Source organism: Streptomyces griseoaurantiacus, from assembly GCF_036189845.1.
GTDB classification, from domain to species: Bacteria; Actinomycetota; Actinomycetes; order Streptomycetales; family Streptomycetaceae; genus Streptomyces; species Streptomyces griseoaurantiacus.
Genome location: NZ_CP108326.1, coordinates 3,374,234 through 3,401,007, shown reverse-complemented (window position 1 = coordinate 3,401,007; position 26,774 = coordinate 3,374,234). Strand labels below are relative to the sequence as shown.

The 26,774-nt window shown below is 72.9% G+C and carries 29 protein-coding genes; 22 read left to right on the top strand and 7 right to left on the bottom strand.

Going from position 1 to position 26,774, the window contains the following annotated elements:
• The first annotated feature begins 2 nt into the window (after positions 1-2).
• From OHB09_RS15120 to OHB09_RS15100, 5 genes are all read left to right on the top strand, one after another.
• A complete protein-coding gene (locus OHB09_RS15120; protein ID WP_328922100.1) occupies positions 3-1,349 on the top strand; it encodes a hypothetical protein in 1,347 nt (448 codons plus the stop codon).
• Positions 1,350-1,497: 148 nt separating this feature from the next.
• The gene (locus tag OHB09_RS15115) at positions 1,498-2,253 is read left to right on the top strand and encodes an LmeA family phospholipid-binding protein (RefSeq protein WP_006139133.1); all 756 of its coding nucleotides are present in this window, start codon (positions 1,498-1,500) and stop codon (positions 2,251-2,253) included.
• 675 nt (positions 2,254-2,928) lie between these two features.
• The gene (locus OHB09_RS15110) at positions 2,929-3,774 is read left to right on the top strand and encodes a sulfurtransferase (RefSeq protein WP_006139132.1); all 846 of its coding nucleotides are present in this window, start codon (positions 2,929-2,931) and stop codon (positions 3,772-3,774) included.
• Between the two features lie 51 nt (positions 3,775-3,825).
• Complete coding sequence (locus OHB09_RS15105) at positions 3,826-4,113, top strand: DUF1416 domain-containing protein (protein WP_006139129.1); 288 nt, start codon at positions 3,826-3,828, stop codon at positions 4,111-4,113.
• A 135-nt stretch (positions 4,114-4,248) separates the two neighbouring features.
• Positions 4,249-4,506, top strand: coding sequence for a DUF3099 domain-containing protein (locus OHB09_RS15100; protein WP_167792664.1), 258 nt, complete (start codon positions 4,249-4,251; stop codon positions 4,504-4,506).
• Between the two features lie 90 nt (positions 4,507-4,596).
• Here OHB09_RS15100 and OHB09_RS15095 read toward each other — a convergent pair whose 3' ends face one another.
• Positions 4,597-4,959 carry a DsrE family protein gene (locus OHB09_RS15095; RefSeq protein WP_006139127.1) on the bottom strand — a complete coding sequence of 121 codons (363 nt, stop codon included), beginning with the start codon at positions 4,957-4,959 and terminating at the stop codon, positions 4,597-4,599.
• A gap of 251 nt (positions 4,960-5,210) precedes the next feature.
• Here OHB09_RS15095 and OHB09_RS15090 point away from each other — a divergent pair, with 251 nt between their 5' ends.
• From OHB09_RS15090 to ygfZ, 6 genes are all read left to right on the top strand, one after another.
• A complete protein-coding gene (locus tag OHB09_RS15090; RefSeq protein ID WP_167792663.1) occupies positions 5,211-5,876 on the top strand; it encodes a hypothetical protein in 666 nt (221 codons plus the stop codon).
• A complete protein-coding gene (locus tag OHB09_RS15085) occupies positions 5,873-6,751 on the top strand; it encodes a hypothetical protein (protein ID WP_328922099.1) in 879 nt (292 codons plus the stop codon). Before OHB09_RS15090 ends, OHB09_RS15085 begins: the two co-directional genes overlap by 4 nt.
• Positions 6,752-7,050: 299 nt before the next feature.
• The gene (locus OHB09_RS15080) at positions 7,051-7,821 is read left to right on the top strand and encodes a hypothetical protein (RefSeq protein ID WP_213088832.1); all 771 of its coding nucleotides are present in this window, start codon (positions 7,051-7,053) and stop codon (positions 7,819-7,821) included.
• A 232-nt stretch (positions 7,822-8,053) separates the two neighbouring features.
• Complete coding sequence (locus OHB09_RS15075) at positions 8,054-8,629, top strand: FABP family protein (RefSeq protein WP_191854877.1); 576 nt, start codon at positions 8,054-8,056, stop codon at positions 8,627-8,629.
• A gap of 82 nt (positions 8,630-8,711) precedes the next feature.
• The gene (locus tag OHB09_RS15070) at positions 8,712-9,158 is read left to right on the top strand and encodes a Fur family transcriptional regulator (RefSeq protein WP_040894528.1); all 447 of its coding nucleotides are present in this window, start codon (positions 8,712-8,714) and stop codon (positions 9,156-9,158) included.
• Between the two features lie 34 nt (positions 9,159-9,192).
• The gene (gene ygfZ, locus OHB09_RS15065; RefSeq protein ID WP_040894555.1) at positions 9,193-10,158 is read left to right on the top strand and encodes a CAF17-like 4Fe-4S cluster assembly/insertion protein YgfZ; all 966 of its coding nucleotides are present in this window, start codon (positions 9,193-9,195) and stop codon (positions 10,156-10,158) included.
• Positions 10,159-10,226: 68 nt separating this feature from the next.
• On the opposite strand, the gene dtd is transcribed toward ygfZ, so the two are convergent.
• A complete protein-coding gene (gene dtd, locus OHB09_RS15060; RefSeq protein ID WP_040894527.1) occupies positions 10,227-10,652 on the bottom strand; it encodes a D-aminoacyl-tRNA deacylase in 426 nt (141 codons plus the stop codon).
• Positions 10,653-10,847: 195 nt separating this feature from the next.
• On the opposite strand from dtd, the gene OHB09_RS15055 reads away from it, so the two are divergent.
• Positions 10,848-11,453 (top strand): RsiG family protein, encoded by a 606-nt coding sequence (locus tag OHB09_RS15055; RefSeq protein ID WP_093599959.1) that lies wholly within the window; start codon positions 10,848-10,850, stop codon positions 11,451-11,453.
• A 66-nt stretch (positions 11,454-11,519) separates the two neighbouring features.
• Here the strand turns inward: OHB09_RS15055 and OHB09_RS15050 are convergent, their stop codons facing one another.
• On the bottom strand, positions 11,520-11,954 hold the full coding sequence (locus OHB09_RS15050; RefSeq protein ID WP_093599956.1) for a VOC family protein: 435 nt from the start codon (positions 11,952-11,954) through the stop codon (positions 11,520-11,522).
• A 115-nt stretch (positions 11,955-12,069) separates the two neighbouring features.
• On the opposite strand from OHB09_RS15050, the gene OHB09_RS15045 reads away from it, so the two are divergent.
• Positions 12,070-13,353 carry a GNAT family N-acetyltransferase gene (locus OHB09_RS15045; protein ID WP_191854875.1) on the top strand — a complete coding sequence of 428 codons (1,284 nt, stop codon included), beginning with the start codon at positions 12,070-12,072 and terminating at the stop codon, positions 13,351-13,353.
• 352 nt (positions 13,354-13,705) lie between these two features.
• The gene (locus OHB09_RS15040; protein WP_191889811.1) at positions 13,706-14,647 is read left to right on the top strand and encodes a winged helix-turn-helix domain-containing protein; all 942 of its coding nucleotides are present in this window, start codon (positions 13,706-13,708) and stop codon (positions 14,645-14,647) included.
• A gap of 32 nt (positions 14,648-14,679) precedes the next feature.
• On the opposite strand, the gene OHB09_RS15035 is transcribed toward OHB09_RS15040, so the two are convergent.
• Positions 14,680-14,868: a hypothetical protein gene (locus OHB09_RS15035; protein WP_006139114.1), complete on the bottom strand. Its 189-nt coding sequence runs from the start codon at positions 14,866-14,868 to the stop codon at positions 14,680-14,682.
• 177 nt (positions 14,869-15,045) lie between these two features.
• Between OHB09_RS15035 and OHB09_RS15030 the strand changes: the two genes are divergently transcribed.
• From OHB09_RS15030 to OHB09_RS15010, 5 genes are all read left to right on the top strand, one after another.
• Positions 15,046-15,909, top strand: a complete 864-nt coding sequence (locus tag OHB09_RS15030; protein ID WP_167794321.1) for a GntR family transcriptional regulator — start codon at positions 15,046-15,048, stop codon at positions 15,907-15,909.
• A 29-nt stretch (positions 15,910-15,938) separates the two neighbouring features.
• The gene (locus OHB09_RS15025) at positions 15,939-16,637 is read left to right on the top strand and encodes an HAD family hydrolase (RefSeq protein WP_006139112.1); all 699 of its coding nucleotides are present in this window, start codon (positions 15,939-15,941) and stop codon (positions 16,635-16,637) included.
• Positions 16,638-16,810: 173 nt separating this feature from the next.
• Positions 16,811-17,905 carry an aminoglycoside phosphotransferase family protein gene (locus OHB09_RS15020; RefSeq protein WP_167794322.1) on the top strand — a complete coding sequence of 365 codons (1,095 nt, stop codon included), beginning with the start codon at positions 16,811-16,813 and terminating at the stop codon, positions 17,903-17,905.
• 277 nt (positions 17,906-18,182) lie between these two features.
• Positions 18,183-18,767 carry a TetR family transcriptional regulator gene (locus tag OHB09_RS15015; protein ID WP_191854913.1) on the top strand — a complete coding sequence of 195 codons (585 nt, stop codon included), beginning with the start codon at positions 18,183-18,185 and terminating at the stop codon, positions 18,765-18,767.
• 72 nt (positions 18,768-18,839) lie between these two features.
• Complete coding sequence (locus OHB09_RS15010; protein ID WP_328922097.1) at positions 18,840-20,978, top strand: HelD family protein; 2,139 nt, start codon at positions 18,840-18,842, stop codon at positions 20,976-20,978.
• 18 nt (positions 20,979-20,996) lie between these two features.
• Here the strand turns inward: OHB09_RS15010 and OHB09_RS15005 are convergent, their stop codons facing one another.
• On the bottom strand, positions 20,997-22,031 hold the full coding sequence (locus tag OHB09_RS15005; RefSeq protein ID WP_191889812.1) for a TauD/TfdA family dioxygenase: 1,035 nt from the start codon (positions 22,029-22,031) through the stop codon (positions 20,997-20,999).
• A gap of 134 nt (positions 22,032-22,165) precedes the next feature.
• Positions 22,166-23,089 (bottom strand): DMT family transporter, encoded by a 924-nt coding sequence (locus OHB09_RS15000; RefSeq protein ID WP_328922096.1) that lies wholly within the window; start codon positions 23,087-23,089, stop codon positions 22,166-22,168.
• 476 nt (positions 23,090-23,565) lie between these two features.
• Here OHB09_RS15000 and OHB09_RS14995 point away from each other — a divergent pair, with 476 nt between their 5' ends.
• Complete coding sequence (locus OHB09_RS14995) at positions 23,566-24,234, top strand: RNA polymerase sigma factor (RefSeq protein WP_328922095.1); 669 nt, start codon at positions 23,566-23,568, stop codon at positions 24,232-24,234.
• Complete coding sequence (locus OHB09_RS14990) at positions 24,231-25,316, top strand: CU044_5270 family protein (protein WP_328922094.1); 1,086 nt, start codon at positions 24,231-24,233, stop codon at positions 25,314-25,316. The genes OHB09_RS14995 and OHB09_RS14990 overlap by 4 nt, the downstream gene beginning before the upstream one ends.
• A gap of 147 nt (positions 25,317-25,463) precedes the next feature.
• Here OHB09_RS14990 and OHB09_RS14985 read toward each other — a convergent pair whose 3' ends face one another.
• Positions 25,464-25,988 (bottom strand): P-loop NTPase family protein, encoded by a 525-nt coding sequence (locus OHB09_RS14985; RefSeq protein WP_191889816.1) that lies wholly within the window; start codon positions 25,986-25,988, stop codon positions 25,464-25,466.
• A gap of 157 nt (positions 25,989-26,145) precedes the next feature.
• Between OHB09_RS14985 and OHB09_RS14980 the strand changes: the two genes are divergently transcribed.
• The gene (locus OHB09_RS14980) at positions 26,146-26,724 is read left to right on the top strand and encodes a helix-turn-helix domain-containing protein (protein WP_191854866.1); all 579 of its coding nucleotides are present in this window, start codon (positions 26,146-26,148) and stop codon (positions 26,722-26,724) included.
• Positions 26,725-26,774: the final 50 nt, after the last annotated feature.

Here is a 26,774-nt window from a genome sequence, read left to right as displayed (position 1 = left end):
GCATGACCGAGCCGTATGGGCCCTACGGGGAACACGGACAGCAGCGGGACCAGGAGCGGTACCGGCAGTACGGGCAGCAGCGGTACGAGGACCGGGGGCAGGGCCAGGACCAGGGGCAGGGGTACGAGGGCTACGCGGCGCCCGAGGGGTACCGGCCCGGGTACGAGAGCCATGAGGGCTACGACAGCCACGAGGGCTACGAGCGCCACGAAGGCTATGAGGGCTACGCGGAACAGCCGCACGCGTTCCCCCAGGCCCCGCAGCCGTATCCCCACCAGCAGCACCAGCAGCACCAGCAGCCCCCGCACGCCCAGCAGCAGGACTGGTACGGCGGTGACGCCGGCGATCCGCTGCAGAACACCCAGCAGTGGCAGGGCCAGACCTGGGAGACGAGCGTCCAGCCCTCGCTCGCCGTCCCGGCGGCGGAGACCGCGTACCTGCCGACGACGGGGGCGGTGCCCCACGAGTCGGCCGTGCCTCACGAGCCCGCCGCGCCCGCCGCCCGGACCCCGGCAGCGGCTCCCGCGCCCGCCGCGGGGGACGGGGCCGGTGACGCGGGCTACGGGCCCGCCACGGTCGCCGGGAACGCCCGGATCACCGATGCGCAGCGGGCCCGGCTGGAGGGCCGCTCACCGATCATCGAGCCCGGGATGCAGCCCGCGCTGCTCACCGCCGTGCTGGGCGCGCTGCTCGCCGGGACGGCGGCCGTGGGCTCGTACGCGCTGGTCGTGCCGCTGGTCCTGCTGCAGGCGGTGACCGCGGCCGGCTGGTTCCGGCTCAACGGCATGTGGCCGGCCCGGCAGGGCATCGCGCTGGCCTTCCTGGGCGGCCTCGTGGCCGACGTGGCGGTCCTCGCCAAGGGGCGGGAGCACGGACCGGCCGCGATCCTCGGCACCCTCGGCGTGTGGGTGCTGCTGACCGTCGTCCTGCAGCTGCGCTCGCACGCGGACGCGGACGAGCGGATGTACGGCCTGATGGCGACGGTCGTCTCGGCCGCGCTGACGATCGTGGCGACGGGGCACCTCGCGGCCGAGGCGGACGCGGTCACCGTGGGCGGCGTGGCGGTGGCCGTGGCGATCGTCGCGCGGGCGCTGCCGCTGCCGACGGCGGCGTCCGTGGTCGTCGCCCTGCTCGCCGCGGCGGGCGCCGGGATCGCCGTCGGCGGCATGACGGACCTGGGGAGCCGGGGCGCGGTGCTCGGGGCGGGCGCGGGGGTGTGCGCGCTGATCGGCCACCGGGCGGCGAGCTACGACTACCCCTCCCGCTTCGTGCACTTCACGGCGGGTGTGGCCCTGCCCCTCGCCGCGGCCGCGCCGGCCGTGTACGTGCTGGGGCGGGCGCTGGGGTGACGCCCCGGTCCGAGGGGGAGCCGCGGGGAACCGGGGCGGGGAACGGCCTGTCACAGGTGATCGACAAGCCGTCCCCCACCCGCGCGGCCCTCCTGACTCCCGCGTTAGGCTCGCCTTTCGGCCGATCGACACGGGGGACACACCGGGCATGCGCGCACTGCGAATAATTCTCATCATCGTCGTGGTCCTCGGCGGGCTCTTCGTCATCGCCGACCGCGTCGCCGTGCACCTCGCCCAGAACGAGGCCGCCGACCGCATCAAGACCAACGAGCACCTCACCGAGACCCCCAGCGTCTCCATCGACGGCTTCCCCTTCCTCACCCAGGTCGCGGGCGGCGAACTCGACGAGATCCACGTCGGCATCAAGGACTACGAGGTCGACACCGGCACCGCGGGCGGGAACGGCGGCGCGGACACCATCCGCATCGACGACCTCGAGGCGGACATGCACGGCGTCGACTTCTCCGGCGACTACTCCTCCGCCACCGCGCGCACCGCGACCGGCACGGCGACCATCTCCTACGCGGAACTCCTGAAGGCGGCGAAGTCGGAGCCGACGGAGGTCGTGCCCGGCGTCACCGCGAAGGTCCTCGGTCTCTCGGACGGCGGCAACGGCAAGATCAAGGTGAAGGTCAGGCTGGAGGGCTCGGTGCTCGGCCAGAAGATCGCGCAGACCACCTCCCTGCTCAGTTCGGTCACCGTCGAGGGCGACACCGTCAAGGTGCACGCCGACTCGCTGCCGAAGACCGGTGTGGACCTCGCCGAGCAGAAGATCCGCTCGATCACCGACTTCCAGCAGGTCATCGACAAGCTCCCCGGTGGCATCAGGATCGACAAGGTCGAGGCCGCGGAGGAGGGCGTGCACATCACCGCCAAGGGGACCGACGTCAACGTGACGGGCTGAACGGCGGGCACCGCGGGCCGACGGGCCGGCCCCCCGGCGCGAGACGCAGGCCCTCCGGAATGAGACGGCCGTCCGCGATGAGACGGCCTTCCGGAATGAGGCGGCCCTCCGGAATGAGACGGGCTCCCGCAGGGTAGAACCGCCCCTGGACGCGCCCAGGGGTGGCCGAAAGGCATCCCGAACACCGTCCCCGCCAGTCCGACTGTCCGTCAGCCGAGACGCCCCCGTCCGCTCAGCAGATGCCCCGCTCGCGCGGCGCGGCCGACAATGGCCGCGAAACCGGGCAGCGGCGGACCCGGCACGGGACCCGCGGGACCTCTGACACCTCGGTCGTCCCACATCGTGGACGATCGTGTCTCGCGATATGACACGCCGGTGACATGCGCGCCCGTCCGTCCTTACGATCGCTGCATGCAGTGCTACTCGAGCGTCTCCCGACTGCGGGGACAGGCGGATCTGACGAAGCGGCGGGCAGTCGACCTGTGCCGCGTCGCCGCCATGCTCTGTCGCACTTTCTGACCGGAGGCCGCCGCCTCCGCGTTCCCCCGGGCGCCCTCGCCCTCGAGAGCCCCACCCCGCGCCGTACGCGCCCCTCCCGGGGCACGGCCGCGCGCCCCGTACGAATTCGGCACCATCCCGCACCATCCCGCCGTAACTGCCCCGGAGGAGAAAAGCATGAGCCGCAGCGACGTACTGGTCGACGCCGACTGGGTCCAGGAGCACCTGGACGACCCGAACGTGGCGCTCGTGGAGGTCGACGAGGACACCGCCGCGTACGACAAGAACCACATCAAGAACGCGATCCGCATCGACTGGACCAAGGACCTCCAGGACCCGGTCCGCCGCGACTTCGTCGACCAGGAGGGCTTCGAGAAGCTCCTGTCGGCCAAGGGCATCGCCAACGACACCACCGTCGTCCTCTACGGCGGCAACAACAACTGGTTCGCCTCGTACGCGTACTGGTACTTCAAGCTGTACGGCCACCAGGACGTCAAGCTCCTCGACGGCGGCCGCAAGAAGTGGGAGCTGGACTCCCGCGACCTGGTCGACGGCTCCGAGGTCCCGAACCGCCCGGCCACCCAGTACAAGGCCAAGCCGCAGGACGCCTCGATCCGCGCCTTCCGCGACGACGTCGTCGACGCGATCGGCTCGAAGAACCTCGTCGACGTGCGCTCGCCCGACGAGTTCTCCGGCAAGCTGCTCGCCCCGGCCCACCTGCCGCAGGAGCAGTCGCAGCGTCCGGGCCACGTCCCGACGGCCGCGAACATCCCGTGGTCGAAGAACGCCAACGACGACGGCACGTTCAAGTCGGACGACGAGCTCAAGGAGCTCTACACCGCCGAGAACGTGGACCTCGCCAAGGACACCATCGCCTACTGCCGCATCGGTGAGCGCTCCGCGCTCACCTGGTTCGTGCTGCACGAGCTGCTGGGCCAGGAGAACGTCAAGAACTACGACGGTTCCTGGACCGAGTACGGCTCCCTCGTGGGCGTGCCGATCGAGCTCGGCACCGGCAAGTAACCCCTCACGACCGACGACACCGACCTTTCAAGACCTCTTCAGGAGTAGGACATGTGCGGAGCGAAGGCCGGCGGCCCGGACGCCTCGACGATCAAGCCCGGTGAGACCACCATCCAGGGCCAGGTGACCCGGGACGGCGAGCCCGTGACCGGCTACGTCCGGCTGCTGGACTCGACCGGCGAGTTCACCGCGGAGGTCCCCACCTCCGCGACGGGGCAGTTCCGCTTCTACGCGGCCGAGGGCACCTGGACCGTGCGGGCCCTGGTGCCCGGCGGCAGCGCGGACCGCACGGTCGTCGCCCAGCAGGGCGGCCTCGCGGAGGTCGCGATCGCGGTCTGAGGACGCGGGCGCGGACCCGTCCGCGCCGCGCACCCACGGCGAGGGGCCGCACCCACCGGGAGGACCGGCGGGTGCGGCCCCTCGCCGTCGTCTCCGCCGGGTCGCGGAGGGGCGATCCGGCCTACCCTGAGAAGCATGTACGCACGTCGGCGCCGGACCTATTTCGTGATGATGGGGACCTGCATCGCACTCTTCGTACTGGCCTGGGCGGTCGTACGGCTCTGGTCGGTCCCGGCCGCCATCGGCATGTGCCTGGTGGCCATGGTCATTCCCCCGGCGGCCGCGATGTTCGCCAACCGGCGCGGCCCCGAGGACCGCTGGTGGGACGACCCCTCCGGCGACCCCAAGTCCGACGAATGGTGGGACGAGCTGGACGGCAGGAAGCGCCACTGACGCAGGCCGGGGCACCGAAACCCATGCCGGTGCGCGTGCGCTTGCCGGCACCGGTGTCGGTGTCGGTGGGAGGTCTGCCCCCGCCCCGTCTCAGTAGACGAGCGCCTGCGTCTCGTCCGCCATCGCCTCCTGCACGAACACCTGCGCGCCCGCGATCCGGACGCCCTCGATGACGTCCTTCTCCGTGATGTCCCGGCGGGCGGCGCACTGCGTGCACAGCGTGATGCGGCCCGCCGCCATGATCGACTCGATCAGGCCGGGCAGCGGCGCGGCGTGCGGCAACTCGAACTCCGCCGCCCGGCCCGGCAGCGCGAACCACGCGGACTCCCCGGTCAGCCACAGGGACACGTCCACGCCACTGGCCACGGCCACGGCCGCCACGGTGAACGCCTGCGAGCAGCGCTCGGGCGCGTCGGCCCCTGCGGTCACCTTGATCACGAGCTTCTTCGCCATGCCCGAATCGTAATCAACGCGTCCACAACCGGGGACGGGACCTGTGGGTCTTCTGTGCGCGCGGATACGGAATCCGTGCATCACCTTTTGTGGGGGACGTGTTGGAACCACCCGAGGAAAGACCCGACGCGCCGGAAGCGCCCGAAGCACCGCCTGTCGCACCCTCCGCTCCGTCTGCCGCCCCGCCTTCCGGCCCCTCCGCGCCGTCGGCCCGGCGGCGCCGCGGCCCGCTGCTGATCGCCGGGGCCGCCGTGCTCGGGCTGATCGCCGGGGCCTGCGCCGGATACCTGATCCAGGCCGACCGCGCGCCGACCGCACTGCCCTCCCTCTCCCAGCCGGTCCTCGAGCAGGCCGAGGGGGAGCCCGAACCGCTGTCCCCCGCCCGGGACCCCTGGCTGCGGACCGAGGGCGACCTGCGCAAGCTGCTGCTGAAGAAGCCGGCCGGGGCCAAGGACGCGGAATGGGTCGAGTCCGTGGCCGGCGACGGCTGGATGGACCTGGCCACGTACGCCGAGACCTACAAGGACCCCGCCGGCGCCTACGCGCACGAGGCGGAGAACGAGTTCCGCCGGGCCGCCGTCGTGGGCTGGCAGCAGGGCGACCGGACCGGCGTGGAGATCCGCCTCGTGCAGTACCGGCAGGAGGAGTACGCGGGGGCGGCCGTCACCAACCGGTCCAACCTGTACTGGTCCGACCGCGAGAGCGACAGCCGTAGCTCGGTGCTCCCCGGCACGGAGGAGGGCCGGGTGTACGTCCACACCCGGCCCAGGACGAAGGCCGGCCATCTGCCGGAGTACCACGCGGAGGCGTACGCCTGGCGCGGCGACGTCTGCCTGGAGATCTACGTCACCGGCACCCGGCCGGTCGCCAGGGCCACCGTCACGCGCCTGGCCGAGCGACAGCTGGAGCGCCTGTGAGCACCGAAGAACCGACCCCGCCGACCTCGCCGATCACACCGGCACCGCTGACCTCGCCGATCACACCGGCACCGCCGACCTCGCCGACCTCGCCGACCTCGCCGACCACGCCGGCCTCGGCCGCCGAGGAACCGGCCGCCTCCGCCCGTCCCGGCGGGCGTGCCCGGGTGGGGCGGCTCCTCGGGGTGGCCGTGCTGGCCCTCGCCATCCTCGGCGGCGTGGGGTACACCGCCGTCGCCGTCGACGGGGCCGACCGCACGGCGGGCGCCCCCTCGTGGAAGATCCCGGCGAAGCACGACGCCAAGGTGCCCGCCGCGACCGGCCTCGCCTCGCTGCTCGTGCCCTACGGCACCGACGACTACGAGCGGGGACCCGACCTCGGCGAGTTCGGCGCGGACGCCGAGCTCAGCGGCGCCCGGGCCACCGCCCTGCGCAAGGAGGCGCTGCGCGGGCTGCCGCGCACCCAGCGCGGGAAGCTGGAACGGGAGATCGACAAGCAGCACATCAAGGGCATGGCGATGCGCAGCTACCTCAACAACAGCTACCACGACGAGGTCGGCACCGCGAGCATCACGCTGGTCCGCATGGACCGGGCCTCCGTGCGGACCTCGGTCGCCGGACAGGGCCGGCTCCTGGACCTCCTGGGCGACATCCTGCGCGCGGGGCCCCGCATCGAGGGACACAAGGACGCCCGGTGCTACCTGCCGCCGAAGGACGCCGGCGAGAAACTGGACATGATGTACTGCTTCGCCCGCCAAGGAGACGTGCTGGTCACGGCCACGGCGGACGGGGTGTCGCCGATGAGCACCAAGGGAGCCGCACGGCTCCTGAAGAAGCAGCTCGACCGCATCGCGGAGCCGGGGGAGGCGGTATGACCGACCAGCAGCAGGAAGCGCCGATACGGCGGGATGCTCCCGCCGAGCAGGACGCCCCGGCGGAACGGGATGCTCCCGCCGGGCAGGAGGCCGCCGCCGAACGGGAAGCCCTCACCACGCAGGACGCCCTCGCCGGTCAGGAGGCTCCCGCCGAGGAGGCCTCCCCCACCGGGCTGGACGCGGTCACGGGCCGGGAGGGTCCCGCCGAGGAGGCCTCCCCCACCGGGCAGGCTGCGGTCGCCGGCCGGGAGACTCCCGTCGAGGACGGCTCCGTGGCCCCGCCGACCTCGCCCGCCCCGATGAGGAAGGACCGCCGAGCCCTGTGGACGGCGCTGCGGTGGACCGCCGCCGCCCTCGTGTTCGCGGCGGTCGGGGCGTCCACGGCGTACGGCCTCACCCGTGCCGAGCGGACGGACCTGCCCGGGCTGGCCACCGCCTCGGACGGCCGCTGGGACTACCCGGAGCTGACCCGGCCGCCGCTGCCCTCCGGCCGCCCCGGGCCCCTGGACACGGCCAACAAGGCCGGGTCGCACTACGCCGACCTGCGCGCGCTCGTCCTGCCCGCGCCGAAGGGGGCCCGCGTCGACACGGCACTGCGCGGCAAGGACGGCTGGCTGCCGGCGAAGGACTTCCTGTCGGTGTACGCCGAGAAGGAGGACCGGGAGGACCTCGGCGCGAAGCTCGCCGACCACGGGCTGCGGCACGTGGCCGCCCGGGGCTGGACCATGCCCGACGGCACACGCACCCGGATCTACCTGCTCCAGTTCGGCTCGGCCACCGTCGCGGAGGACCTGTACCGGAACGAGCTGAGCCACACCATCGACGAGCCTCCCGCGCTGCGCGGAGCCGCCCTGTCCGTCTTCGACGAGGACTGGCCGGAGCAGGCGGCCGTCCCCGGGGAGAACCGCTCGCTCTACGTCGAGTCCGAGCCGTACGGCGCCGAGCAGGTGCGGCAGGCGTATCTGTCCGCCGGGGACGTCGTCGCGCTGGTGACGCAGTCCCGCAAGGGCGGGGCGAAGGCCGTGCCGTTCCAGCAGACGGTCGTGCTCCAGGGCGAGCTGCTGGGCTGAGCGGCCCGGAGAGGAGGGCCGGACCCCGGCCGCGTAAGCTGGGGCCCGGCCCTGTAGTGCCACTGCCGTGTCCGTGCGTACCGCTCGTACCGCTCGCCCGAGGAGCACCCCGTGGAGATCTTCTTCGAAACCCTGCTGGTCCTGGTCTGCGTGGGCGTGCTCGCCTTCGCGTACCTGACCGTGAAGAAGCTGTACCAGGGCCAGCGCTGACCGTCGTCCAGGAGCCCCGCTCATGATCGAGATCCCGTCCGACCTCCACAAGGGCCTCGTCCCGCTCGCCTTCCTGCTCGGCAACTGGGCCGGCGCCGGCGTGCACGACTTCCCCGGCTCCGAGAAGTGCAACTTCGGCCAGGAGGTCTCCTTCACGCACGACGGCCGGGACTTCCTGGAGTACCACTCGCGCAGCTGGGTGCTGGACGGCGAGGGCAAGAAGGTGCGGCCGCTGGAGAGCGAGTCCGGCTTCTGGCGGATCGACGCCGACCGCAAGGTCGAGGTCACCATGGTCCGCGACGACGGTGTCGTCGAGGTCTGGTACGGCGAACTGGCCGACAAGAAGCCCCAGGTCGACCTCGTGACCGACGCCGTCGCCCGGACCGCCGCCTCCGGTCCGTACACCGGCGGCAAGCGCCTGTACGGGTACGTCAACAGCGACCTGATGTGGGTCGGCGAGAAGCAGACCCCGGAGGTCGAGCTGCGCCCCTACATGTCGGCCCACCTGAAGAAGGTCGTCTCCCCGGAGGACGTCGAGCGCTGGGCCAAGGCCTTGCCCGAGGACATGCCGGACGACGGCATCGCGTTCTTCAAGTGACGGTCCCGGCGCCCCGCGCCGGGCGCTCCCGCCTTTCCGCGGGGCCCGGTTCGACGGCGGGACAGCCCTTAGACTGGAGCGCGTGGTGGCCACCGACTGGAAGACCGATCTGCGGCAGCGCGGTTACCGGCTGACGCCGCAGCGCCAGCTCGTGCTCGAAGCGGTCGACACCCTGGAGCACGCGACTCCGGACGACATCCTGGCCGAGGTGCGCAAGACGGCCTCCGGGGTGAACATCTCCACGGTCTACCGGACCCTGGAGCTGCTGGAGGAGCTGGAACTCGTCTCGCACGCGCACCTCGGGCACGGGGCGCCGACCTACCACCTCGCCGACCGGCACCACCATCTGCACCTGGTGTGCCGGGACTGCACCAACGTCATCGAGGCCGACGTCGGGGTGGCCGCCGAGTTCACCGCCAAGCTGCGCGCGGAGTTCGGCTTCGACACCGACATGAAGCACTTCGCGATCTTCGGCCGCTGCGAGGCCTGCACGGCCCGGGCGCACGGCGGGAGCCCGGGGGAGAAATAAACGGGGCGGAAATCCGGTCGTAGGCTGTATGACCATGAAGAGTCCTCTGCTGTCCCTGTCCGGCGCCGTCCCCGCCGAGGGCGTGGACGAAGGCGTCGCCGCCCATTACGGCGACCTGTTCCGCGAGCAGCGCGCCCTCGCCGACGGCACCGGATTCGTGGACCTCTCCCACCGCGGCGTCGTCACGGTCACCGGCGAGGACCGGCTGAGCTGGCTGCACCTGCTGCTCACCCAGCACGTCAGCGACCTCCCCGCGCACCGGGCCACCGAGGCGCTCATCCTCTCCCCGCACGGCCACATCGAACACGCGCTCTATCTGGTCGACGACGGGGAGACCACCTGGGCGCACGTCGAACCCGGCACCCAGGAGGCGCTGGTCGCCTACCTGGAGTCGATGAAGTTCTTCAACCGGGTGGAGGTCGCCGACCGCACCGCCGACTACGCCCTCGTCCACCAGCCCGCCGGCTCCATCGCCGACGTGCCCGGCGGCGTCGTCGTCCGCGAGACACCGTATGGCCGTGAGCTCTTCCTGCCCCGGGGCGATCTGGAGGCGTACGCGGCCGGGCACGGGCCGGCCGCGGGACTGCTCGCCTACGAGGCGCTGCGCGTGGAGCAGCACCGCCCCCGTCTCGGCTTCGAGACCGACCACCGCACCATCCCGCACGAGCTGGGCTGGATCGCCACCGCCGTCCATCTGCAGAAGGGCTGCTACCGGGGCCAGGAGACGGTCGCCCGGGTGCAGAACCTGGGCAAGCCGCCGCGCCGGCTGGTCTTCCTGCACCTCGACGGCAGCGAGGTGCACCTGCCGCCGCAGGGCACGGAGCTGCGCCTGGCCGCGGACGGGCCCGAGGGCCGCAAGATCGGCTTCATCACCACGTCCGTGCGCCACCACGAGCTGGGCCCGGTCGCACTCGCCCTGGTCAAGCGGAACGTCCCCGTCGACGCGCCGCTGCTCGCCGACTCCACGGCGGCGGCGCAGGAGACGGTCGTCGAGCCCTGAGCCGTTCGTCGGGCCGTCGGGCCCGTCGAGTCCAGCGGGCCCCGAACCGTCCCCGGCCGTGCGCCCCGTCACATCTCCAGCAGGACGGTGAAGGGGCCGTCGTTGGTCAGCGAGACCCGCATGCGCGCTCCGAACCGGCCCGTCGCCACCGTCGCCCCCAGCGCGCGCAACTGAGCGACGACCTCGTCGACCAGGGGTTCCGCGACGTCCCCCGGCGCCGCCGCGTTCCACGTCGGGCGGCGCCCCTTGCGGGCGTCCCCGTACAGCGTGAACTGGCTGACGACCAGCAGCGGAGCGTCGATGTCGCTGCACGAGCGCTCGTCGGCCAGCATCCGCAGCGTCCACAGCTTGCGGGCCAGTCGCGCCGCCTTCTCCTCGGTGTCCTCGTGGGTGACCCCCACCAGGACGCACAGTCCCTCGCCCTCGATCGCGCCGACCGTCTCGCCGTCCACGACGACCTCGGCGCCGTCCACCCTCTGCACCACCGCTCGCATGGGCACCATGATGCCGTGCGCACGGTGTACGACCTCGGGGGGTACTCGAAGGGGATTCTTGTCACTCCTCGACCGTCCATACGGGGCTGTCGGGGGGCACTTGGTCATATAACGGCCACCGGGGATGGCACGATGCGTGATGCGGCCGCACCCGTCGGTGCGCCGCACCGGTCGAGGGGACGGTGGAGCAGCAGCATGACCACACCGAGCATCGGGCAGCAGCCCGACATCGCGTCATTGGCCCGCACGGTGTGCGCGGGGGAGCACCGGCCGCCCGTGCAGCGCACGGACAGCCCGCTGCCCCCCGAACCGCCCGAGCCCGACCTCTCCGCCCTGAGCCTGCCCGAGCTGCGCATCCTGCGCCGGGACGCCCAGCGGGACGAGGCGGACCTCAGCTACGTACGGCGGCTGCTGCAGGGGCGCATCGACATCCTGCGCGCGGAACTGGCCCGGCGCGGGGGGACGGCCGCGCCGGAGGACGGCTTCGTGAAGCGGCTGACCGCGATCCTGACGGACGCCCCGGCCGCGCAGCGCTCCTCGGCCCGGCACGTGACCCTGGGGACCCCGCAGGGCGAGGAGTACCGGCGGCTCGCGGCGGACATGCTGGGCGAGGTCGAGCTGTCCGACCTCGGTGCCCGCACGGACGAGGAACTGACCACGGGACTCACCCGCCTCGGCCGCTACGAACGCCGGATCTCCCGCCGCCGCCGGGCCCTGCAACGCACCACGGACCAGTGCACCAGGGAGATCGCCCGCCGCTACCGCGAGGGCGAGGCACAGGTGGAGGACCTGCTGGGCTGAGCGCACGGGGATCGTGCGGGGCGGCGGGCGTGAGGAGGCGGGGCGGGGAGCACGCGCCCGGCCGGGTCAGGGCGCGGCGGCGGCGACGCAGAACTCGTTGCCCTCCGGGTCGGCCATCACCACGTGGTGCTCCTCGACCTCCGTCAGCACGGCCCCGCCCGCCGCGACCAGCCGCTCCGCCTCGGCCCTGATCCGCGCCCACCGCTCGGCGGGACCGCCGTGCCCCGGCACCCGGATGTCGATGTGGAGCCGGTTCTTCGCGGTCTTCGGCTCGGGCACCGTGAGGATGCTCAGCCGGGGGCCCACGCCCTCGGGATCGCAGAGCCACACGGCGTCGTCCTCGGTGTCGTCCTCGGGGAGGTCGAACTGCGCGAGCCACTCCTCGCGCGTGGTGAAGGGGGCGGGCGGGGGCTCGTCCACGTAGCCGAGCGCCGTCCGCCAGAACGCGCCGAGGAGCGCGGCGTCCGCGCAGTCGAGGGTCAGATCGATTCTGGCTGCCATGCCAGGACCGTAGGGCACACCACCGACAGCCGCCCCGTGCGCGCCCCTCGCCGCCGGTCCCGGGCCGACGAAAACCCGGAGGACACCCCCGACCCCGCCCGCCTAGCGTGGGCGCATGACCCCGTCCTCCTCCCGCATACTCGACGTCCGCCCGGTCACCGCCGCCGAGCTCCCCGCCTGGCTCACGGCACAGAAGACCGTCTTCCTGCGCACCACGGACCCGCTCGGCGCCGATGCCCAGCCGGAGGCCATGGCCGAGCGCCTGGAACCGCTGGACCCGGCCCGTACCCTCGGCGCCTTCGACGAGGCGGCGCCGCGGCGCTGTGTCGCCACCTTCCGTTCCTTCCCCCAGCGGCTCACGGTGGTGGGCGGCGCCACCGTGCCCGCCGACGCCGTCACCAACGTCGGGGTCGCGCCCACCCACCGCCGGCGCGGTCTGCTGAGCCGGATGATGGCCCACGACCTGGCGGCCGCGAAGGAGCGCGGGGACGTCGTCGCCACCCTGATCGCCGCCGAGTACCCGATCTACGGCCGCTTCGGCTTCGGCCCCGCCGCCCACACCGCCGAGTGGACGGTCGAGGTCCCCCGCTCCGGCCTGGACCCCCGGTGGGCGGGTCCCGAGGACGGCGGCCGGATCGACCTCGTGGACGGCGAGGACGTCCGCAGGCTCGGCCCCGGCCTGCACGCGCGTCTGTGCGCCGTCCAGCCGGGCGCGGTCGACCGGCCCGACCTGTGGTGGCGCGCCGCCACGGGCCTCGTACGGTTCGGCCGGCCTTGGACGGAGCCGTTCCACGCCGTCCACCACTCGGCCTCCGGCGAACTGCAGGGCCTGGTGACCTACACGTGCGACGAGGAATGGGGCGGCGGCAAGCAGCCCCAGGTCACCGCCCAGGTCAGGAGCCTGATCGCGACCACCCCGGCCGCCGAGCGCGCCCTGTGGCACCACGTGTGCTCGATCGACTGGGTGACCCGGGTGCGGAGCGGCCACCGTGCCCCCGACGACCTGCTGCCGCACCTCCTGCCCGACCCGCGCGCCGCCCGCCTCACCACCCTCGCGGACTGGCTGTGGGTGCGGATCCTGGACGTCGTACGGGCCCTGGAGGCGCGGACCTACGAGAGCGAGGGGACGCTCGTCCTGGAGGTGACCGACGGGGACGGGCTGTCCGGCGGCCGCTACCGGCTGGAGGCGGCCCGGGACGGCGCCCGCTGCGCGCCGACGACCGAGGACCCCGACCTGAGCCTGACCGTCGGCGACCTCGCGCCGCTGTGGCTCGGCGACGACTCCGCGGCTCGGCTCGCCGCGCTGGGCAGGGTCCGGGAACAGCGAGAGGGCGCCGTCCGACTGGCCGACGCCCTGCTGCGCACGTCCCGGCGACCGTGGTGCCCGGACGTCTTCTGACGCCTGCCGCGCGCCTCGCGGCGGCAGCGCCTGTTCGGTTGTGGCGGTGCGGTTGTGACTGTGCCGTGTGCCGTATGCGGTTGTGACTGTGCGGAGGTGCGGCGGGGTTTCCGCCGCCGATGTTCGGTTGTGGCTGTGCGGGTGGTGCGCGGTGGTGCGGATGGTGCGGGCCGAGCTCCCGGCTCCCCTCCGGAAGGGAGTTCGGCCGACCATGCTGACCGACCAGGCTGACCGACCAGGTCGCCCACCAAGTTGGCGACCAACTCAACCTGAGTTATCTCCACTTGGAGACGTCTTATAACCACCCTTCCATGAACTGCCCGGAGATGGCGAGAAGTTGTACTGTTTGGCCGTGACGCCGGAACACTCTCCGGAACGACCCGAACACACGCCGGGCACGACACCCGTCGACGGGCGGCAGAAGCCCCCGGGCCCCCGGCGCCGCGCGCGCGAGGTGGCCGACGTCCTGCGCGCCCGCATCGGCTCGGGGCAACTGCGTGCCGGGGCGCGCATGCCCACGCAGGCGATGCTGGCCGAGGAGTTCGGCACCGAGCGCGGCACCGTGCGGCAGGCCCTGCGCATCCTGCAGTCCGAGGGCCTGCTCGCGGGCGTCTCCCGGGGCAGCCCGGCGACCGTCGCCCCGGACGCCGGACGGGTGCCGGACGGCCCGGCCGCCGAGCCCCGGCCCACCACGGTCGCCCTCGCCCCGCGCATCTCGGCCGCCTTCGCCGCGCCCCACGTGGAGATCGACGCGCTGTGCCTGACGTCGATCTCGCTGAACCTGGCGCTGGGGGAGCCCCTGCGCCGGATCCACGCGGGGCGCGTCAAACCGGCCAAGGTCGACGTGCGGGTGCTGCTGCCCCGCCGGGACATCCCGCTCGCCTTCCCGACGCCGGTGGCCGGCGCGGACGCCGCCGAGGGGGAGGTGCACCGCCGCTGGCTGGCCCAGCGCAACGCACAGAGCCAGGTGCTGCGGCACAACCTGCTGGCCCTGCGCGGCACCCACGGCATCGACGTCCACGTGACCTTCCGCGCCCTGCCCTTCACCCCGCCGGTCAAGCTGTACCTGCTCAACGGCACCGAGGCGCTGTTCGCGTACTACACGGTGCGGCGGCGCGAGGCCGAGATCGACCACGAGGCCCTGCAGATGTACGACGCGGAGGGCACGCGGGTGGTGCTGTTCCCCTTCGCGCAGGGTGCGGGCACCCGGGACACGACGTTCGTCGAGCAGTCCCAGCTGTGGTTCGACGCGCTCTGGGAGACGATCAGCTCGGACCTGGAGCCCGCGCCCTGAGAGGCGGACGGGCGGGACTCCTGGAGCAGGCCCTAGAAGCTCGGCCCGGTGATCAGCAGCGTGAGGACGACCACGCCGAGCGAGCCGCACGTGACGTTCCTCGCCTTGACCCCGATGGTCAGCAGCACCAGCCCGACGAAGCCCATCGGGCCGTACCGCCACTGGAGGAACTGTTCGACACCGGCGGTGAACACGGTGCTCAGGACGATCTGGACGGGCATGGTGGGGCACCCCCTTCAGGGCGGACGGGGCGGTGCGGATGTCGGCTGCCATGTGGGAGAGGGTTTCCACCAACTCAACCAAGTTGGTTGCCAACTTGGTTGTAGTTATTCCCAGTTGGCGTTCAGTCCGAAACAAGTTCCAAACAACTCGTCCGAGATGGAGGAAAGTTGTAACGTTTGGTCGTGCCCCAGCAGAGAGCCGAGAAGCGCTCGCCCCAGGAGATCGCCGACGCGTTGCGGGAACGTATCCGCGCAGGTGAGCTGAAGGCGGGCGACCGGCTGCCCACCCAGGCCAGACTGGCCGAGGAGTTCGAGGTGGAGCGCGGCGTCGTCCGCCAGGCCCTGCGCGTGCTCCAGGAGGACGGCCTGCTGAGCAACGTCAGCAAGGGCAGCCCGCCCCGCATCGCCGAGGCCGCGCCGACCGTGGACGAGCCCCGGCCGACCATGGTCGCCCTCGCCCCGCGCCTCGTCGAGGCCTTCTCCGCGCCCCAGGTCCGGGTCGACGCGGCCTGTCTGACCGCCGAGACGCTGATGGTGGCGATCGGCGAGCCCCTCCGGCTGATCCACGAGGGCCGGCTGCGCCCCCGCTCCATCGACGTGCGCATCCTCCTGCCCTCCCGCGAGATCGACCTGGCCTTCCCGGTGCCGGTCGAGGGGCGCGGCCAGGACGACACCGTCCACAAGCGCTGGCTGGGCCAGCGCAACGCCCAGGGCCACGTCCTCCAGCACAATCTGCTCTCCCTGCGCGGCACCCACGGCATCGACGTGCGTGTCACCTTCCGGGCCCTGCCGTTCACCCCGCCGATAAAGCTGTACCTGCTCAACGGCGACGAGGCGCTGCTCGCGTACTACATGCTGACCCGCCGTGCCGAGGAGATGGAGAGCGGCACCCTGGAGATGTTCGACGCCCTGGGCTCCCAGTCGCTGCTCTTCTCCTTCGAGAAACGCGCCGGGCAGCGGGACTCGGCCTTCGTCGAGGAGTCGCAGTCGTGGTTCGACGCCCTCTGGGAAACCATCACGTCGGACCTGACACTCTCCTAGTGACTCCTGAAACGACGCAGACTGATGCGGTGACAGCAGATTCCGAGAACGTCCGACGACTGGTCACCCGTGCCCGCTTCGTGCTCTGGGACTTCGACGGGCCGATCTGCAGGCTCTTCGCGGGGCACCCGGCGGACGAGGTGGCCCGGGAGATGCGCGAGTGGCTGCGGGGGCAGGGCCTGCTCCACCTGCTGACCGAGGAGGAACAGGGGGCCGCCGATCCGCACGTCATCCTCAGGGCGGTCGACGAACGCCACCCCGGCAGCGACCTCGTCACGGCCCTGGAGGAACTGCTCACGCACCACGAGCTCCTCGCCGTCCCCGACGCCTGGCCGACGCCGTACGCCGATCCGGTGATCCGCACCTGGACCGCGGTCGGCGCCCGCCTCGCGGTCACCACGAACAACTCCGCGCGCACGGCCTCCGCCTACCTCCGGGGCCGCGGCCTGCTCGACTGCTTCGCCCCCCACATCTACGGGCGCACCCACGAGCTCCACCAGCTCAAGCCGGACCCGCACCACCTCAACCGCGCCCTCGGCGCACTCGGCGCGGCCCCCGAGGACGCCCTGATGATCGGCGACAGTCCCTCCGACGCCCAGGCCGCCGCCCAGGCCGGCGTCCCCTTCCTCGGCTACGCCCGCAACGACGAGAAGGAGAAGGCCCTGCGGGCCGCCGACGCCACCACGATCGTCGGCTCCCTGGAACAGGTGCTGAGCGGACTGCGGTAGCCCCGAAGGGGCCCGACCGCCCGGACCACCCGTACACGCGCTCGCCCCGTCACCCTCTTGGCACGTCAGGTGCCACGGGGGCGACGACATCTGGCAGCATGCTCGTTCTCGGGGGGAGTACCGTGCTTCACTTCCACACCACTGGTGTGCTCAGCCCGAGGAAATGACGAACCATGTCATCCGAACCCGACTCCTCTCCCGCGCGGGACCGCGCCGCCGAGTTGAGCGGCGACCCGAGCGCGGTCGAGGGGCCGCTCGAGGGCTACCACCACGAGACGTACGTGATCCCGCTGCCCGAGGCGGTGGCCGGCGGGGACGCGGGGCGCGGCAAGTGCCGCTCGCCGCGGGAGAACCTGCTCTGGTTCGACCGTCGCTGCTTCCTGTCGGAGGAACGGCTGCTGCTCGCGCTGCGCGGGCACGTGGAAGGGGCGGCGATTCCCCGCGTCTACACGGTCTCGGACGAGACGCTGCTGCAGGAGTTCATCGAGGGGCACACGCTCGGGGAACTGCACCCCTCCGGGGAGCACGTCCCCGACGCGCTCGTCGACCAGGTCTTCGTCCTGTTCGAGAGGCTGGCGGACATCGCCCCGGGCGACCTGGCGGTGGAGCGCAGGTGCACCCCGGAGGACCGCTCCGACGACCATGACAGCGCGGACTTCCTGGAGCGGCTCGTCCACTTCGCGGAACAGCGCGTCTACCGGTACAACCGGCCCCGTCTCGGCCCCCTCTTCGACGAACTCGGGCTCGACGACGGCTGTTTCACCGCGCTGCGGGACCGTGTCGCGGGCCTGCGGCCGCGCCGCTTCTGCCTGCTGCACGCGGACCTGCACCGGGAGAACTTCGTCGTGGACGCGGCCGGCCGGCTGTGGACCATCGACTGGGAACTGGCCATGTTCGGCGATCCCCTCTACGACCTCGCGACCCACCTGTACCTCATGCGCTACCCCGACTGGCAGCACCGGCTCGTCGCCAAGCGGTGGGCGCAGGTCATGGAGGAGCGCTGGGCGGGGACGGCCTGGGAGGGCGGCACCAAGGGCTGGGAGGAGGACCTGGAGAAGCTGCTCGACTTCAAACGGGCCCAGTCCGTGTTCACGGACGTCGTCCGCGCCACCGAATTCCTCACCCGCAGCCCGGACGACGAGGGACTCCTCGTCAAGGAGGCCCACCGGCTGCACGCCGTCCTCACCGCCGCCCGGCGTCCCCTGCGCCTGACCGGCGTCCCGGCCCCCGACCGCATCGCGGCGGCCCTGGACCGAGCGGCGCGGTGACGGTACGCGGCCCGGGGCCCCGGGTGGCGGGCCGCTGCGTAGGCTCGGCGGCATGAGGGAGAAGCACGGGAACGACGGAAGCGGCGGGAGCGTGGCGAACGGGGGCAGCGCGGTGGACGGGGGCAGCGCGGTGGACGGCGGGAGCCGGGGCGCCGGTGACGCGGCGGCCGCTGCCGGTGGTCCTTCCGGTCCGTCGAGTCCCTCCGGTCCGTCGGGTCCTGCCGGTCTGCCCGGTCCTTCCGGTGTCGTCGGCCTGCGGGAGCGGAAGCGGCTACGGATGTACCGGGACGTCTCCGAGACCGCGATCGCGCTGTTCCTGGAGCGTGGCTTCGACGCCGTGTCCGTGGCCGAGGTGGCCGCCGCGGCGGAGATCTCCAAGCCGACGCTGTTCCGGTACTTCCCCACCAAGGAGGACCTGGTCCTGCACCGGTTCGCCGACCACGAGACGGAGCCGGCCCGCGTCGTCGCCGCCCGGGCCGAGGGCACCTCACCGGTCGCCGCGCTGCGCGCCCGCTTCCTCGACGGGCTGGACCACCGCGACCCCGTCACCGGGCTCAACGACGCCCCCGCCGTGCTCGACTTCCACCGGCTCCTCTACGGCACCCCCGCCCTGGCCGCCCGGCTCCACGGCTACCTCGAACGCTCCGAGGCCGCGCTCGCCTCGGCCCTCGGCGGCGGCCTCGACGCCCGGCTCGCCGCGGCGCAGATCATCGCCGTGCAGCGGGTCCTCGCGCTGGAGAACTGGCGGCGGATGGCGGCGGGGGAGCGGGCGGACGACGTCCACGGCGAGGCCGTCGAGGCGGCGCAGCGGGCGTTCGGACGGCTGGGGGAAGGGCTGGGCGGGTTCGGGGGCCCGAGGTGAGCCGAACGCTCCAGGCAATGATGCCTGAGTAAAAAACGTTACCGAGTAACGGAAGTTGGGTACGCTGGGCCCATGCCCTCCGCCGTACCCCCGCCCGTGCCTGCCGCGCCCTCGGTTGCTTCCGCGCCCTCCGTGTCCTCGGTGTCCTCGGTGTCCTCGGTGTCCCTCACGCCCCCCGCCCCCGCTCCACCCGCCCCGCTCCGCGCCGAACGCGCCCATCACGAGGCCTGCCGCGCCGCGCTCGCCGCGCTGCTCGCCGGCGCGGACGAACAGGTCGTCACGGGGGCGGACGTCTCCGCCTCCGGCGCCGACGCGGAAGTCCTCGGCAGACAACTGCGCGGCCGCGCCTGGGACCTGCGGGAACTCCCCGAGGGCCCGCTCTTCTTCGGGCGCCTCGACTTCGCCGAGGACGCCCCCGGGCACGCCGGGCAGAGCTACCACATCGGCCGGCTCAGGCTCAGCACGGACCCGGCCGCCCCGCCCCTCGTCGTCGACTGGCGCGCACCCGTCTCGCGCGCCTTCTACCAGGCGAGCGTCGCCGAGCCGCAGGGCGTCGCCGTCCGCCGCCGCTTCGGCTGGGCCCCCGGCAGCCGCGGCGCCTCGGCCGACCTGACCGGCTTCGAGGACGAGCCCCTCACCGGTGCCACCGCCCCCGAGGGGCCCGGTCGCCTCCTCACCGCCGAGATCGAACGGCCCCGGCTCGGCCCGATGCGCGACATCGCCGCCACCATCCAGCCCGAGCAGGACGACCTCGTCCGCGCCGGCCTGTCGACCACCCTGTGCGTCCAGGGTGCCCCCGGCACCGGCAAGACGGCCGTCGGACTGCACCGGGCCGCCTACCTCCTCTACACCCACCCGCGGCGCATCCGCCGCGGCGGCCTGCTCGTCCTCGGCCCCCATCGCACCTTCCTCTCCTACATCTCCGAGGTGCTCCCCGCCCTCGGCGAGACCGGCGTGCGCCAGTCCACGCTCGCCGACGAGATCGCCCGGCACCCGGTCACCGCCGAGGACGCGTCGCGTGCCGCCGAGGTCAAGCACGACCCCCGGATGGCGGAGGTCCTGCGCCGGGCCCTGTACGCCGGGGTGGACCCGGATGGTGCCGCCGACCTCACGGTGCCGGTCGGCGCCCACCGCCTGCGCGTGTCCGGCGGGACGCTGCGGCAGATCGTGGCGGCCGTACGGGCAGAGGAACCGCCGTACGCGGTGGGGCGCGAGCGGGTGCGCACGCGGATCGCGCACCACGTGCGGGAGCGGGCCGAACGGCGGACGGGGCCGCTCGGCGCCGCCTGGCTGCGGCGCGTCGCCCACTGCCGCCCGGTGGGCGCGTACCTCGACACGGTGTGGCCGCGGGCGCGCCCGGAGGAGGTGCTCGCCGCGCTGCTCGGCGACCGGACGGTGCTCGCCGCGGCGGCCGAAGGGCTGCTGGACGAGAGTGAACAGCGCGCCCTCGCCTGGGCGCGAGCGCCCCGCTCCCCCCGTTCGGCGCGCTGGTCGGCGGCCGACCTCGTCCTCCTCGACGAGCTCGCCGGACTGATCGAGCACCCGGAGGGCTACGCGCACGTCGTCGTCGACGAGGCGCAGGACCTCTCGCCGATGGAGTGCCGGGCGATCGCGCGCCGGGCCGCCTTCGGCTCCCTCACCGTGCTCGGGGACCTCGCGCAGGGCACCACCCCCTGGTCCGCGCGGGACTGGCCGGCCCTCCTCGCCCACCTGGGCCGGCCCGAGGCCGCCGTGATCCCGCTGACCACCGGGTTCCGGGTGCCGGAGGCCGTCCTCGGCCTGGCCAACCGGCTGCTGGACCGGCTCGACGTGGACGTGCCGCGGGCCCGGTCGCTGCGCCGGGACGGCGAACTGACCGTCCGGCACGTGCGGCGCCCGGAGGAGCTGGACGGCGCGGTCGTCGAGGCGGTCAGGAGGGCGCTCACGCACGAGGGGTCGGTCGGTGTGATCACCGTCGATCGTGACGCCGAGCGGGTGCGCGGGGTCCTCGGCGCCGCGGGCATCGGGGCGGCCGGTCCGGAACGACCGGCCGCCCCCGTCGTGGTGGTGCCGGCGGGTGCGGTGAAGGGGCTGGAGTACGACCACGTCGTCGCCGTGGAACCGGCGGCGATCGCCGAGGCCGAACCGCGCGGCCCGCACCGCCTCTACGTCGTCCTCACCCGCGCCGTCTCCCGGCTGGACGTGCTGCACAGCCGACCGCTGCCGTGGTGACCCGGCCCGCCCGGTCCCCTACCAGTGCGAACCGCCCGCCCCGGTCGGGAGCGTGGCCCGTGCCGGGAAGACCCGCCGCTGGTCGTAGCCGTGCTCCCGTCCCTCCGCGGCCGGCCTGCTGCGCGGGGAGCGCACCAGCACCCGCTTGAGCCAGCGGTCCGTGCCGTCGTAGCGGGGGCGGAAGGAGAGCCGCCCGTGCACCAGGGTGTCGTTGTCGATGACGAGCAGGTCGCCCGGGGACAGCGGCACGACGAAGCCCTGCTCCTCGAAGGCGGCGCCGAGGCGTTCGTGCGCGGAGACGAAGTCCTTGTCGTCGGTGAGATACCGCGTGTACGAGGGGTCGTAGCGCACGCAGAGCCCGTCCGGCCGGTCCCACAGCGTCGCCATCCCGACCGGCTCGGCCGGTTCCGCGCTCCCGTCGCCGTAGGCGTAGCTGTCGTCCGGCTCTATCGCGAGCAGCGGCCGGCGCAGTTGTGCGACGTCGTCGGGGTCGAGGTCGAGATCGCGCACGGAGGCGAGCCTGCTGCCGATCCCGTCCGGATTGCGCACGCAGGCGAGCAGGAGGTAGTCGGCGCGCTGGGGATGGAACCCGTCCTCGGTGTGCCAGACGAGCGGCACCGCGCTGCTCGCGCCCACCTGGAGGTGCTCGAAGCCCTTGCTCGGCACGATGTCGTGCACCAGGCGCCCCTCCTGCTGCTCGCTCCAGCCGAAGACGGAACCGAGTGTCTCCGCGACGAGAGCCAGGGAGATCTCGAAGGGCGCGGTGGCGTCCGGGTCGTTCCGCGACCAGTGCGACGGGGTGGCGCCGAGGTCGAGGAGGCCCCCGAAGAGCCCCTCGACCACCCGGAAGCCCCGGGCCGGGTCGGGCGGCAGGACCGTCTCGCGCAGGGCCCGTCGCAGGGGTCCGCACGACAGCCACTCGGGGCGGCTCAGGACGGTCTGGCCGGTGGCGCCGGCAGCCACGCGCTCGCGTGCCGCCTCCTCGAGAAGTGCCCTGGCCTCGCCGGGGGCTTGATCGGTGGTGACGTGATCGGTGGGGGTCTGGCCGAGCATGAGGGTGTCCTTCCGGGGGCGGTGCGCACGCGGGGGCATGCGTGGGCGTGCGGGGTGAAAGGGAGTGGGGGCGGAGGGAAGTGGGGGGAGGGCGTGCGGGAGACGGGGGCGCGGGGAGGCGGCGCCCGGCGCCTCTACGGGGTGCTGCTCGGGGCGAGGCGGGGCACGGCGGCGGGCTCCGTCCGCCTGTCGGTGCCGGTGCCGGTGCCGGTGCCTGGGCCGGCGGCCGGGGTGGTGCGGAGTTCGACCAGGAGCATGGCCAGCAGGACCAGCAGACTGCCGATCACCTGCCGGGCGGAGAGGACGTCACCGGCGAACACCCCCACCAGGGCGGCGAAGGCGGGTTCCAGGGTCAGGACGACCGCTACCCGCACGGGGCTGAGTCTGGTCTGTGCCCAGGTCTGGACGACCAGAGCGGCGGCCGTGGCGAACACCCCGGTCCACACCACCCCGAACCAGGCGGCCCGGTCGGGCGGGAGGAGGCTGAGCCCTCCGGGCAGTGCCGCGAGGGACGCAGCGACGGCCACGGTCGCCATCTGGGCGAAGGCGAGCGCGTAGGGGTCCCGTCCCGCCGCCCAGGTGTCGGTGCCGAGGATCTGCAGGGCGATGCCCAGGGCGCAGCCCAGGGTCAGGAGTTCACCCGTGCCGACACGGAGGCCGTTGAGGGTGAGCAGCGCGAGTCCGGCGAACGCGAGGCCGGTCCCCGCCCAGGCGGCCGGCGTGACGCGCCGGCGCAGTACGAGTGCGGCCAGCAGCGGAGTGAACACCACGAACATTCCGGTGACGAAAGCGGAGATTGTCGCGGAGGTGTGCCGCAGGCCGAATACCTGCAAGGTGTAGGCCGTACCGAGAGCAATGCCGAGAGCGGCTCCCCCGGCCCAGCCGGCGCGGTCGAGCGACATTATTCTGCGCGGTCGCAAGGCCGCCAGAACCAGCGCGCCCACCGTGAAACGCGCGGCCATGAAATCGAGAACCGGCATGGTGTCGGTCGCGTCCTGAATGACGAGGAAGGTCGACCCCCACACCGCGGTCACGCCCACGAGCAGTGCCACGGCCACCAGGCCCTGTCTGTTCCGGTGGGGCGGGAACAGTGGGTGCCTCGCGGCCGTCATCTCGCTCGCGGGCCGGAATAAGGAGGTTCCGGTGCTGTTTTCGGGGCGAAAAGCGCTGGGTAAGCCGCGATGCGCACGGCGAACAGTACTGCGATCGTCCTTGGGCATGGTTCATGACCCCCAGCCGATGGAGAGTGCAGGCGGTGTCGAGTTCCATGAGACACCCGCGATCCTTCGAATTGCTTTTCCTCCGGGAGAACTTGAGCAAGTTCAGAGGTCCGGGGCGAAGCGAAGACGAACCGCCGAATTGTCTGTGTTGTGCTGTCGCCGCTGTCGCCGCTGTCGCCGCTGTCGCCGCTGTCGCCGGTGCCGCTGGTCGTGCCGGTCCCGGAAGGGCGGGCGGAGTGATGCCGAGGGGCGATGTGACGCAGGACACGGGAACTCGGGCGCGTGGGACGGCAGTCCAGGACGTGACCACAGATATGCGAAGCCGTGTGCGCGCCGGGGACCCGGACGCCTTCGCGGAACTCTTCGACGAGTGCGCCCGGGCCGTGTACAACCACGCCTTCCGGCTGACCGCCGACTGGTCCGCGGCCGAGGACGTCATGTCCGCGACGTTCATGGAGGCGTGGCGCCGCCGTGCGTCCGTCGACGCCGAAGGGGGCTCGCTGCGGCCGTGGTTGCTGGGCATCGCGACCAACGTGGCCCGCTCCCAGTACCGCAGCAACCGCCGGTACCGGAACGCCGCCGAGGCGGTGGCCGCCGAGGGCGCGGCCCGGGAACGGGTCGAGGACCACGCCGAGGAGACGGCCGCACGGCTCGACGACCGGCGCCGGATCGCCGCCACTCTCACCGCCCTCAGCCTGCTGAAACGCCCCGAACGCGAGGTGCTGACGCTGTGCCTGTGGGAGGGCATGGAGTACGCCGACGCCGCCAGGGTCCTCGGCATCCCCCTCGGCACCGTCCGTTCCCGGCTCTCCCGCGCCCGCCGCAGGCTGCGCAAGCTCGCCGACGCGCAACTGCTCAAGGACGGGGGCCCGGACGGCGGCCCGGAGAAATTTCGTGGCGAACGGGAACTCACCGCCACGAATCGGCAGACAACAGGTGATCGCGGATACGTGATCCGGTCCGCACAGGAAGGACACCGATGAACGCCAAGCCCTCCCAGCCGCACCCGGCTGAGTGGACGGAGACGCAGGGCCTCCTGCCCTCCGCTCCGCGAGACCTGCCGGCGGGCCGTCACCAGTTCCACAAGGAGCAGATGATGACCCAGATCCACGAGGACCTCCGCACGTCCGCCGCCACTGCCTCCGACGACCGTCCGGTCGCCGTCCCCCGGCACCGCAACCCGTTCCTGCGCCGCGTCGTCCTGGTGCCCGCGGCGGCCCTCGCGCTCTCGGGCGCGGTCGTCACCACCGTCGTCGTGTCCGGCGGCGACGGAGACGGCGGCAGGACCCCGCTGGCCACCGGGCCCGCGCTCACCACCACGGTGGGCACGGCCGACACCCAGGGCGCCCCCCGGCTGCTCGACCGGATCTCCCTCGCCGCCGCCGAGGTCTCCGAACCGGCGCCGCACGCCGGCCAGTACGTCTACATCGCCTCCAAGGTCGCCGACACCTACCCCAAGACGGTCGACGACAAGACCACGGTCGTCAGCGAGAAGCTGCACACCCGCCAGGTCTGGAACTCCCTGGACGGCAAGGACGGCTGGCTGATCGAGCCGGGCGAGACCAGCGACAAGGGCATGACCCTCTCCAGTGACATCCCGGTGAGCTCCGCCTACAACGACCTGGCGGCGCTCCCCACCAACCCCGACGCGCTGCTCCGCCGCATCTACCGGGACTCGGACGCCGAACGGGACAAGGAGGTCCCCCGCGACCAGGCGGCCTTCGTCGCCATCGGCGACCTGCTCACCGAGAGCTACCCGCCGGCCCGCCTCGCCGCCGCCCTCTACAAGGCCGCGGCCAAGATCCCGGGGGTCGTGGCGGTGGACGACGCGGTCGACGCGGTGGGCCGCCACGGGGTGGCCATCGCCCGGCAGAACGACACCGACGGCGAGCGCACCGAGTGGATCTTCGACAAGAAGACCCTCAGCTTCCTCGGCGAACGCAACGTCGTCGTCGAGAAGACCCCGGACAGCCCCTTCGAGGTCGGCACCGTCACCTTCACCAGCGCGATCACCCAGCGCGCGGTGGTCGACGCCAACAAGCAGGTCCCGAGCCAGGCCGGCTGACCACCCCGGCACCCACGGCCGGGCCCCGCCTCCGCACGGGGGGAGGCGGGGCTCGACCCGGTGGCCGTCACCGGGTGGCCGTCACCGGGTGGCCGTCACCGGGTGGCCGTCACCGGGTGGCCGTACGCGTCCTCGGCCCTCACCCCTCTACCCCCTCGCGACGGCCTCCGCGATCCGCCGGGCGGCCTGGGCGGGGGTGAGGCGCGTGGTGTCGACGACCTCGGCCTCCTGGTGCAGCCAGGTGCGGGCCGCCTCGGCGTAGGGCTCGACGTAGGCGAGACGGAACTCCGAGGGGCCGAGGACGGTGTCCTCCTCGATGCGTCGCAGGAGCGTGTCCCGGTCGGCGTGCAGAACGAAGTGGCGCACCGGAATCGCGTGCTCGGCGAGGCCCGCGCCGATCTCCCGCCAGTACCGCTCGACCAGGACGGTCATGGGCATCACCAGGGTGCCGCCGGTGTATTCGAGCACCCGCCGGGCGGTCTCCACCACGAGCGGCCGCCACGGCGGCCAGTCCTGGAAGTTGCCCGTCCAGGGCAGCCCCGGCTCGATGTCCATGAGTGTCTCGCCGACCTTCTCGGCATCCAGCACCCGCGAACCCGGGACCAATCGCCGCACGAGGGCACCCGTCGTCGTCTTGCCCACCCCGTGCGTGCCGTTCAACCAGACGATCATGCCGGCCCAGGCTAGCCCGGGCGGGTCACGGCCTCGACGCGGCCTGGGAGCGGGTGAAGCGGAGACCGTCGCCCCCATGGTGAGGAGCCCAGTGGCGTGGCGCACTTTTGCAAGCGGGTGCTTGCAAAAGTTAGCGAGGGTGGGGCATGGTGGAGGCATGGCAACGCTCAATGTCGGCAATCTCGGTGAGTACCTGCGTGAGCAGCGGCGAAACGCGCAGCTGTCGCTCAGGCAGCTCGCCGACGCCGCCGGCGTGTCCAATCCGTACCTGAGCCAGATCGAGCGTGGGCTGCGCAAGCCGAGCGCGGACGTGCTGCAGCAGGTCGCCAAGGCGCTGCGGATCTCCGCCGAGACGCTGTACGTGCGGGCCGGCATCCTCGACGCCGAGCGTGACCGCGTCGAGGTCGAGACCCGGGCCGCGCTGCTCGCCGATCCCACGCTCACCGAGCGCCAGAAGCAGGTGCTGCTCCAGATCTACGAGTCCTTCCGCAAGGAGAACGGACACGGGAACGGATACGAGAGCGGGCTGGAGAACGTGCCCGGTGACGCCGGGACGGGCGGCGCGGCGGCGACGGTCGCCGTGGACGCGGACGGTACAAAGGGTGCGCCGGGCGCACCCGATGCGTTCCGTCCGTCCGAGGCCGAGGCCGCCCCGGACGGCGGCACCGGCACCGGCACCGTGAACGGCTCGCGCACGGCCGGCGGCGACGCCGGACCGCGGCGTACGGCCGGCTGAACCCCGGCCGCGCCCACCGGACGGGCAGCCGGACGGGTGCCGCGGTCACC

Coding starts and splice junctions, on each gene's coding strand:
- OHB09_RS14980 (WP_191854866.1), top strand. CDS start 26,146: ATGGCAACGCTCAATGTCGGCAATCTCGGTGAGTACCTGCGTGAGCAG.
- OHB09_RS14985 (WP_191889816.1), bottom strand. CDS start 25,988: ATGATCGTCTGGTTGAACGGCACGCACGGGGTGGGCAAGACGACGACG.
- OHB09_RS15095 (WP_006139127.1), bottom strand. CDS start 4,959: ATGGCGAAGAAGCTCGTGATCAAGGTGACCGCAGGGGCCGACGCGCCC.
- OHB09_RS14990 (WP_328922094.1), top strand. CDS start 24,231: ATGAACGCCAAGCCCTCCCAGCCGCACCCGGCTGAGTGGACGGAGACG.
- OHB09_RS15100 (WP_167792664.1), top strand. CDS start 4,249: ATGTACGCACGTCGGCGCCGGACCTATTTCGTGATGATGGGGACCTGC.
- OHB09_RS15055 (WP_093599959.1), top strand. CDS start 10,848: ATGACCACACCGAGCATCGGGCAGCAGCCCGACATCGCGTCATTGGCC.
- OHB09_RS15020 (WP_167794322.1), top strand. CDS start 16,811: ATGTCATCCGAACCCGACTCCTCTCCCGCGCGGGACCGCGCCGCCGAG.
- OHB09_RS15120 (WP_328922100.1), top strand. CDS start 3: ATGACCGAGCCGTATGGGCCCTACGGGGAACACGGACAGCAGCGGGAC.
- OHB09_RS15010 (WP_328922097.1), top strand. CDS start 18,840: ATGCCCTCCGCCGTACCCCCGCCCGTGCCTGCCGCGCCCTCGGTTGCT.
- OHB09_RS15110 (WP_006139132.1), top strand. CDS start 2,929: ATGAGCCGCAGCGACGTACTGGTCGACGCCGACTGGGTCCAGGAGCAC.
- dtd (WP_040894527.1), bottom strand. CDS start 10,652: ATGCGAGCGGTGGTGCAGAGGGTGGACGGCGCCGAGGTCGTCGTGGAC.
- OHB09_RS15050 (WP_093599956.1), bottom strand. CDS start 11,954: ATGGCAGCCAGAATCGATCTGACCCTCGACTGCGCGGACGCCGCGCTC.
- OHB09_RS15045 (WP_191854875.1), top strand. CDS start 12,070: ATGACCCCGTCCTCCTCCCGCATACTCGACGTCCGCCCGGTCACCGCC.
- OHB09_RS15080 (WP_213088832.1), top strand. CDS start 7,051: ATGAGGAAGGACCGCCGAGCCCTGTGGACGGCGCTGCGGTGGACCGCC.
- OHB09_RS15015 (WP_191854913.1), top strand. CDS start 18,183: ATGTACCGGGACGTCTCCGAGACCGCGATCGCGCTGTTCCTGGAGCGT.
- OHB09_RS14995 (WP_328922095.1), top strand. CDS start 23,566: ATGCGAAGCCGTGTGCGCGCCGGGGACCCGGACGCCTTCGCGGAACTC.
- OHB09_RS15005 (WP_191889812.1), bottom strand. CDS start 22,031: ATGCTCGGCCAGACCCCCACCGATCACGTCACCACCGATCAAGCCCCC.
- OHB09_RS15105 (WP_006139129.1), top strand. CDS start 3,826: ATGTGCGGAGCGAAGGCCGGCGGCCCGGACGCCTCGACGATCAAGCCC.
- OHB09_RS15035 (WP_006139114.1), bottom strand. CDS start 14,868: ATGCCCGTCCAGATCGTCCTGAGCACCGTGTTCACCGCCGGTGTCGAA.
- OHB09_RS15115 (WP_006139133.1), top strand. CDS start 1,498: ATGCGCGCACTGCGAATAATTCTCATCATCGTCGTGGTCCTCGGCGGG.
- ygfZ (WP_040894555.1), top strand. CDS start 9,193: ATGAAGAGTCCTCTGCTGTCCCTGTCCGGCGCCGTCCCCGCCGAGGGC.
- OHB09_RS15075 (WP_191854877.1), top strand. CDS start 8,054: ATGATCGAGATCCCGTCCGACCTCCACAAGGGCCTCGTCCCGCTCGCC.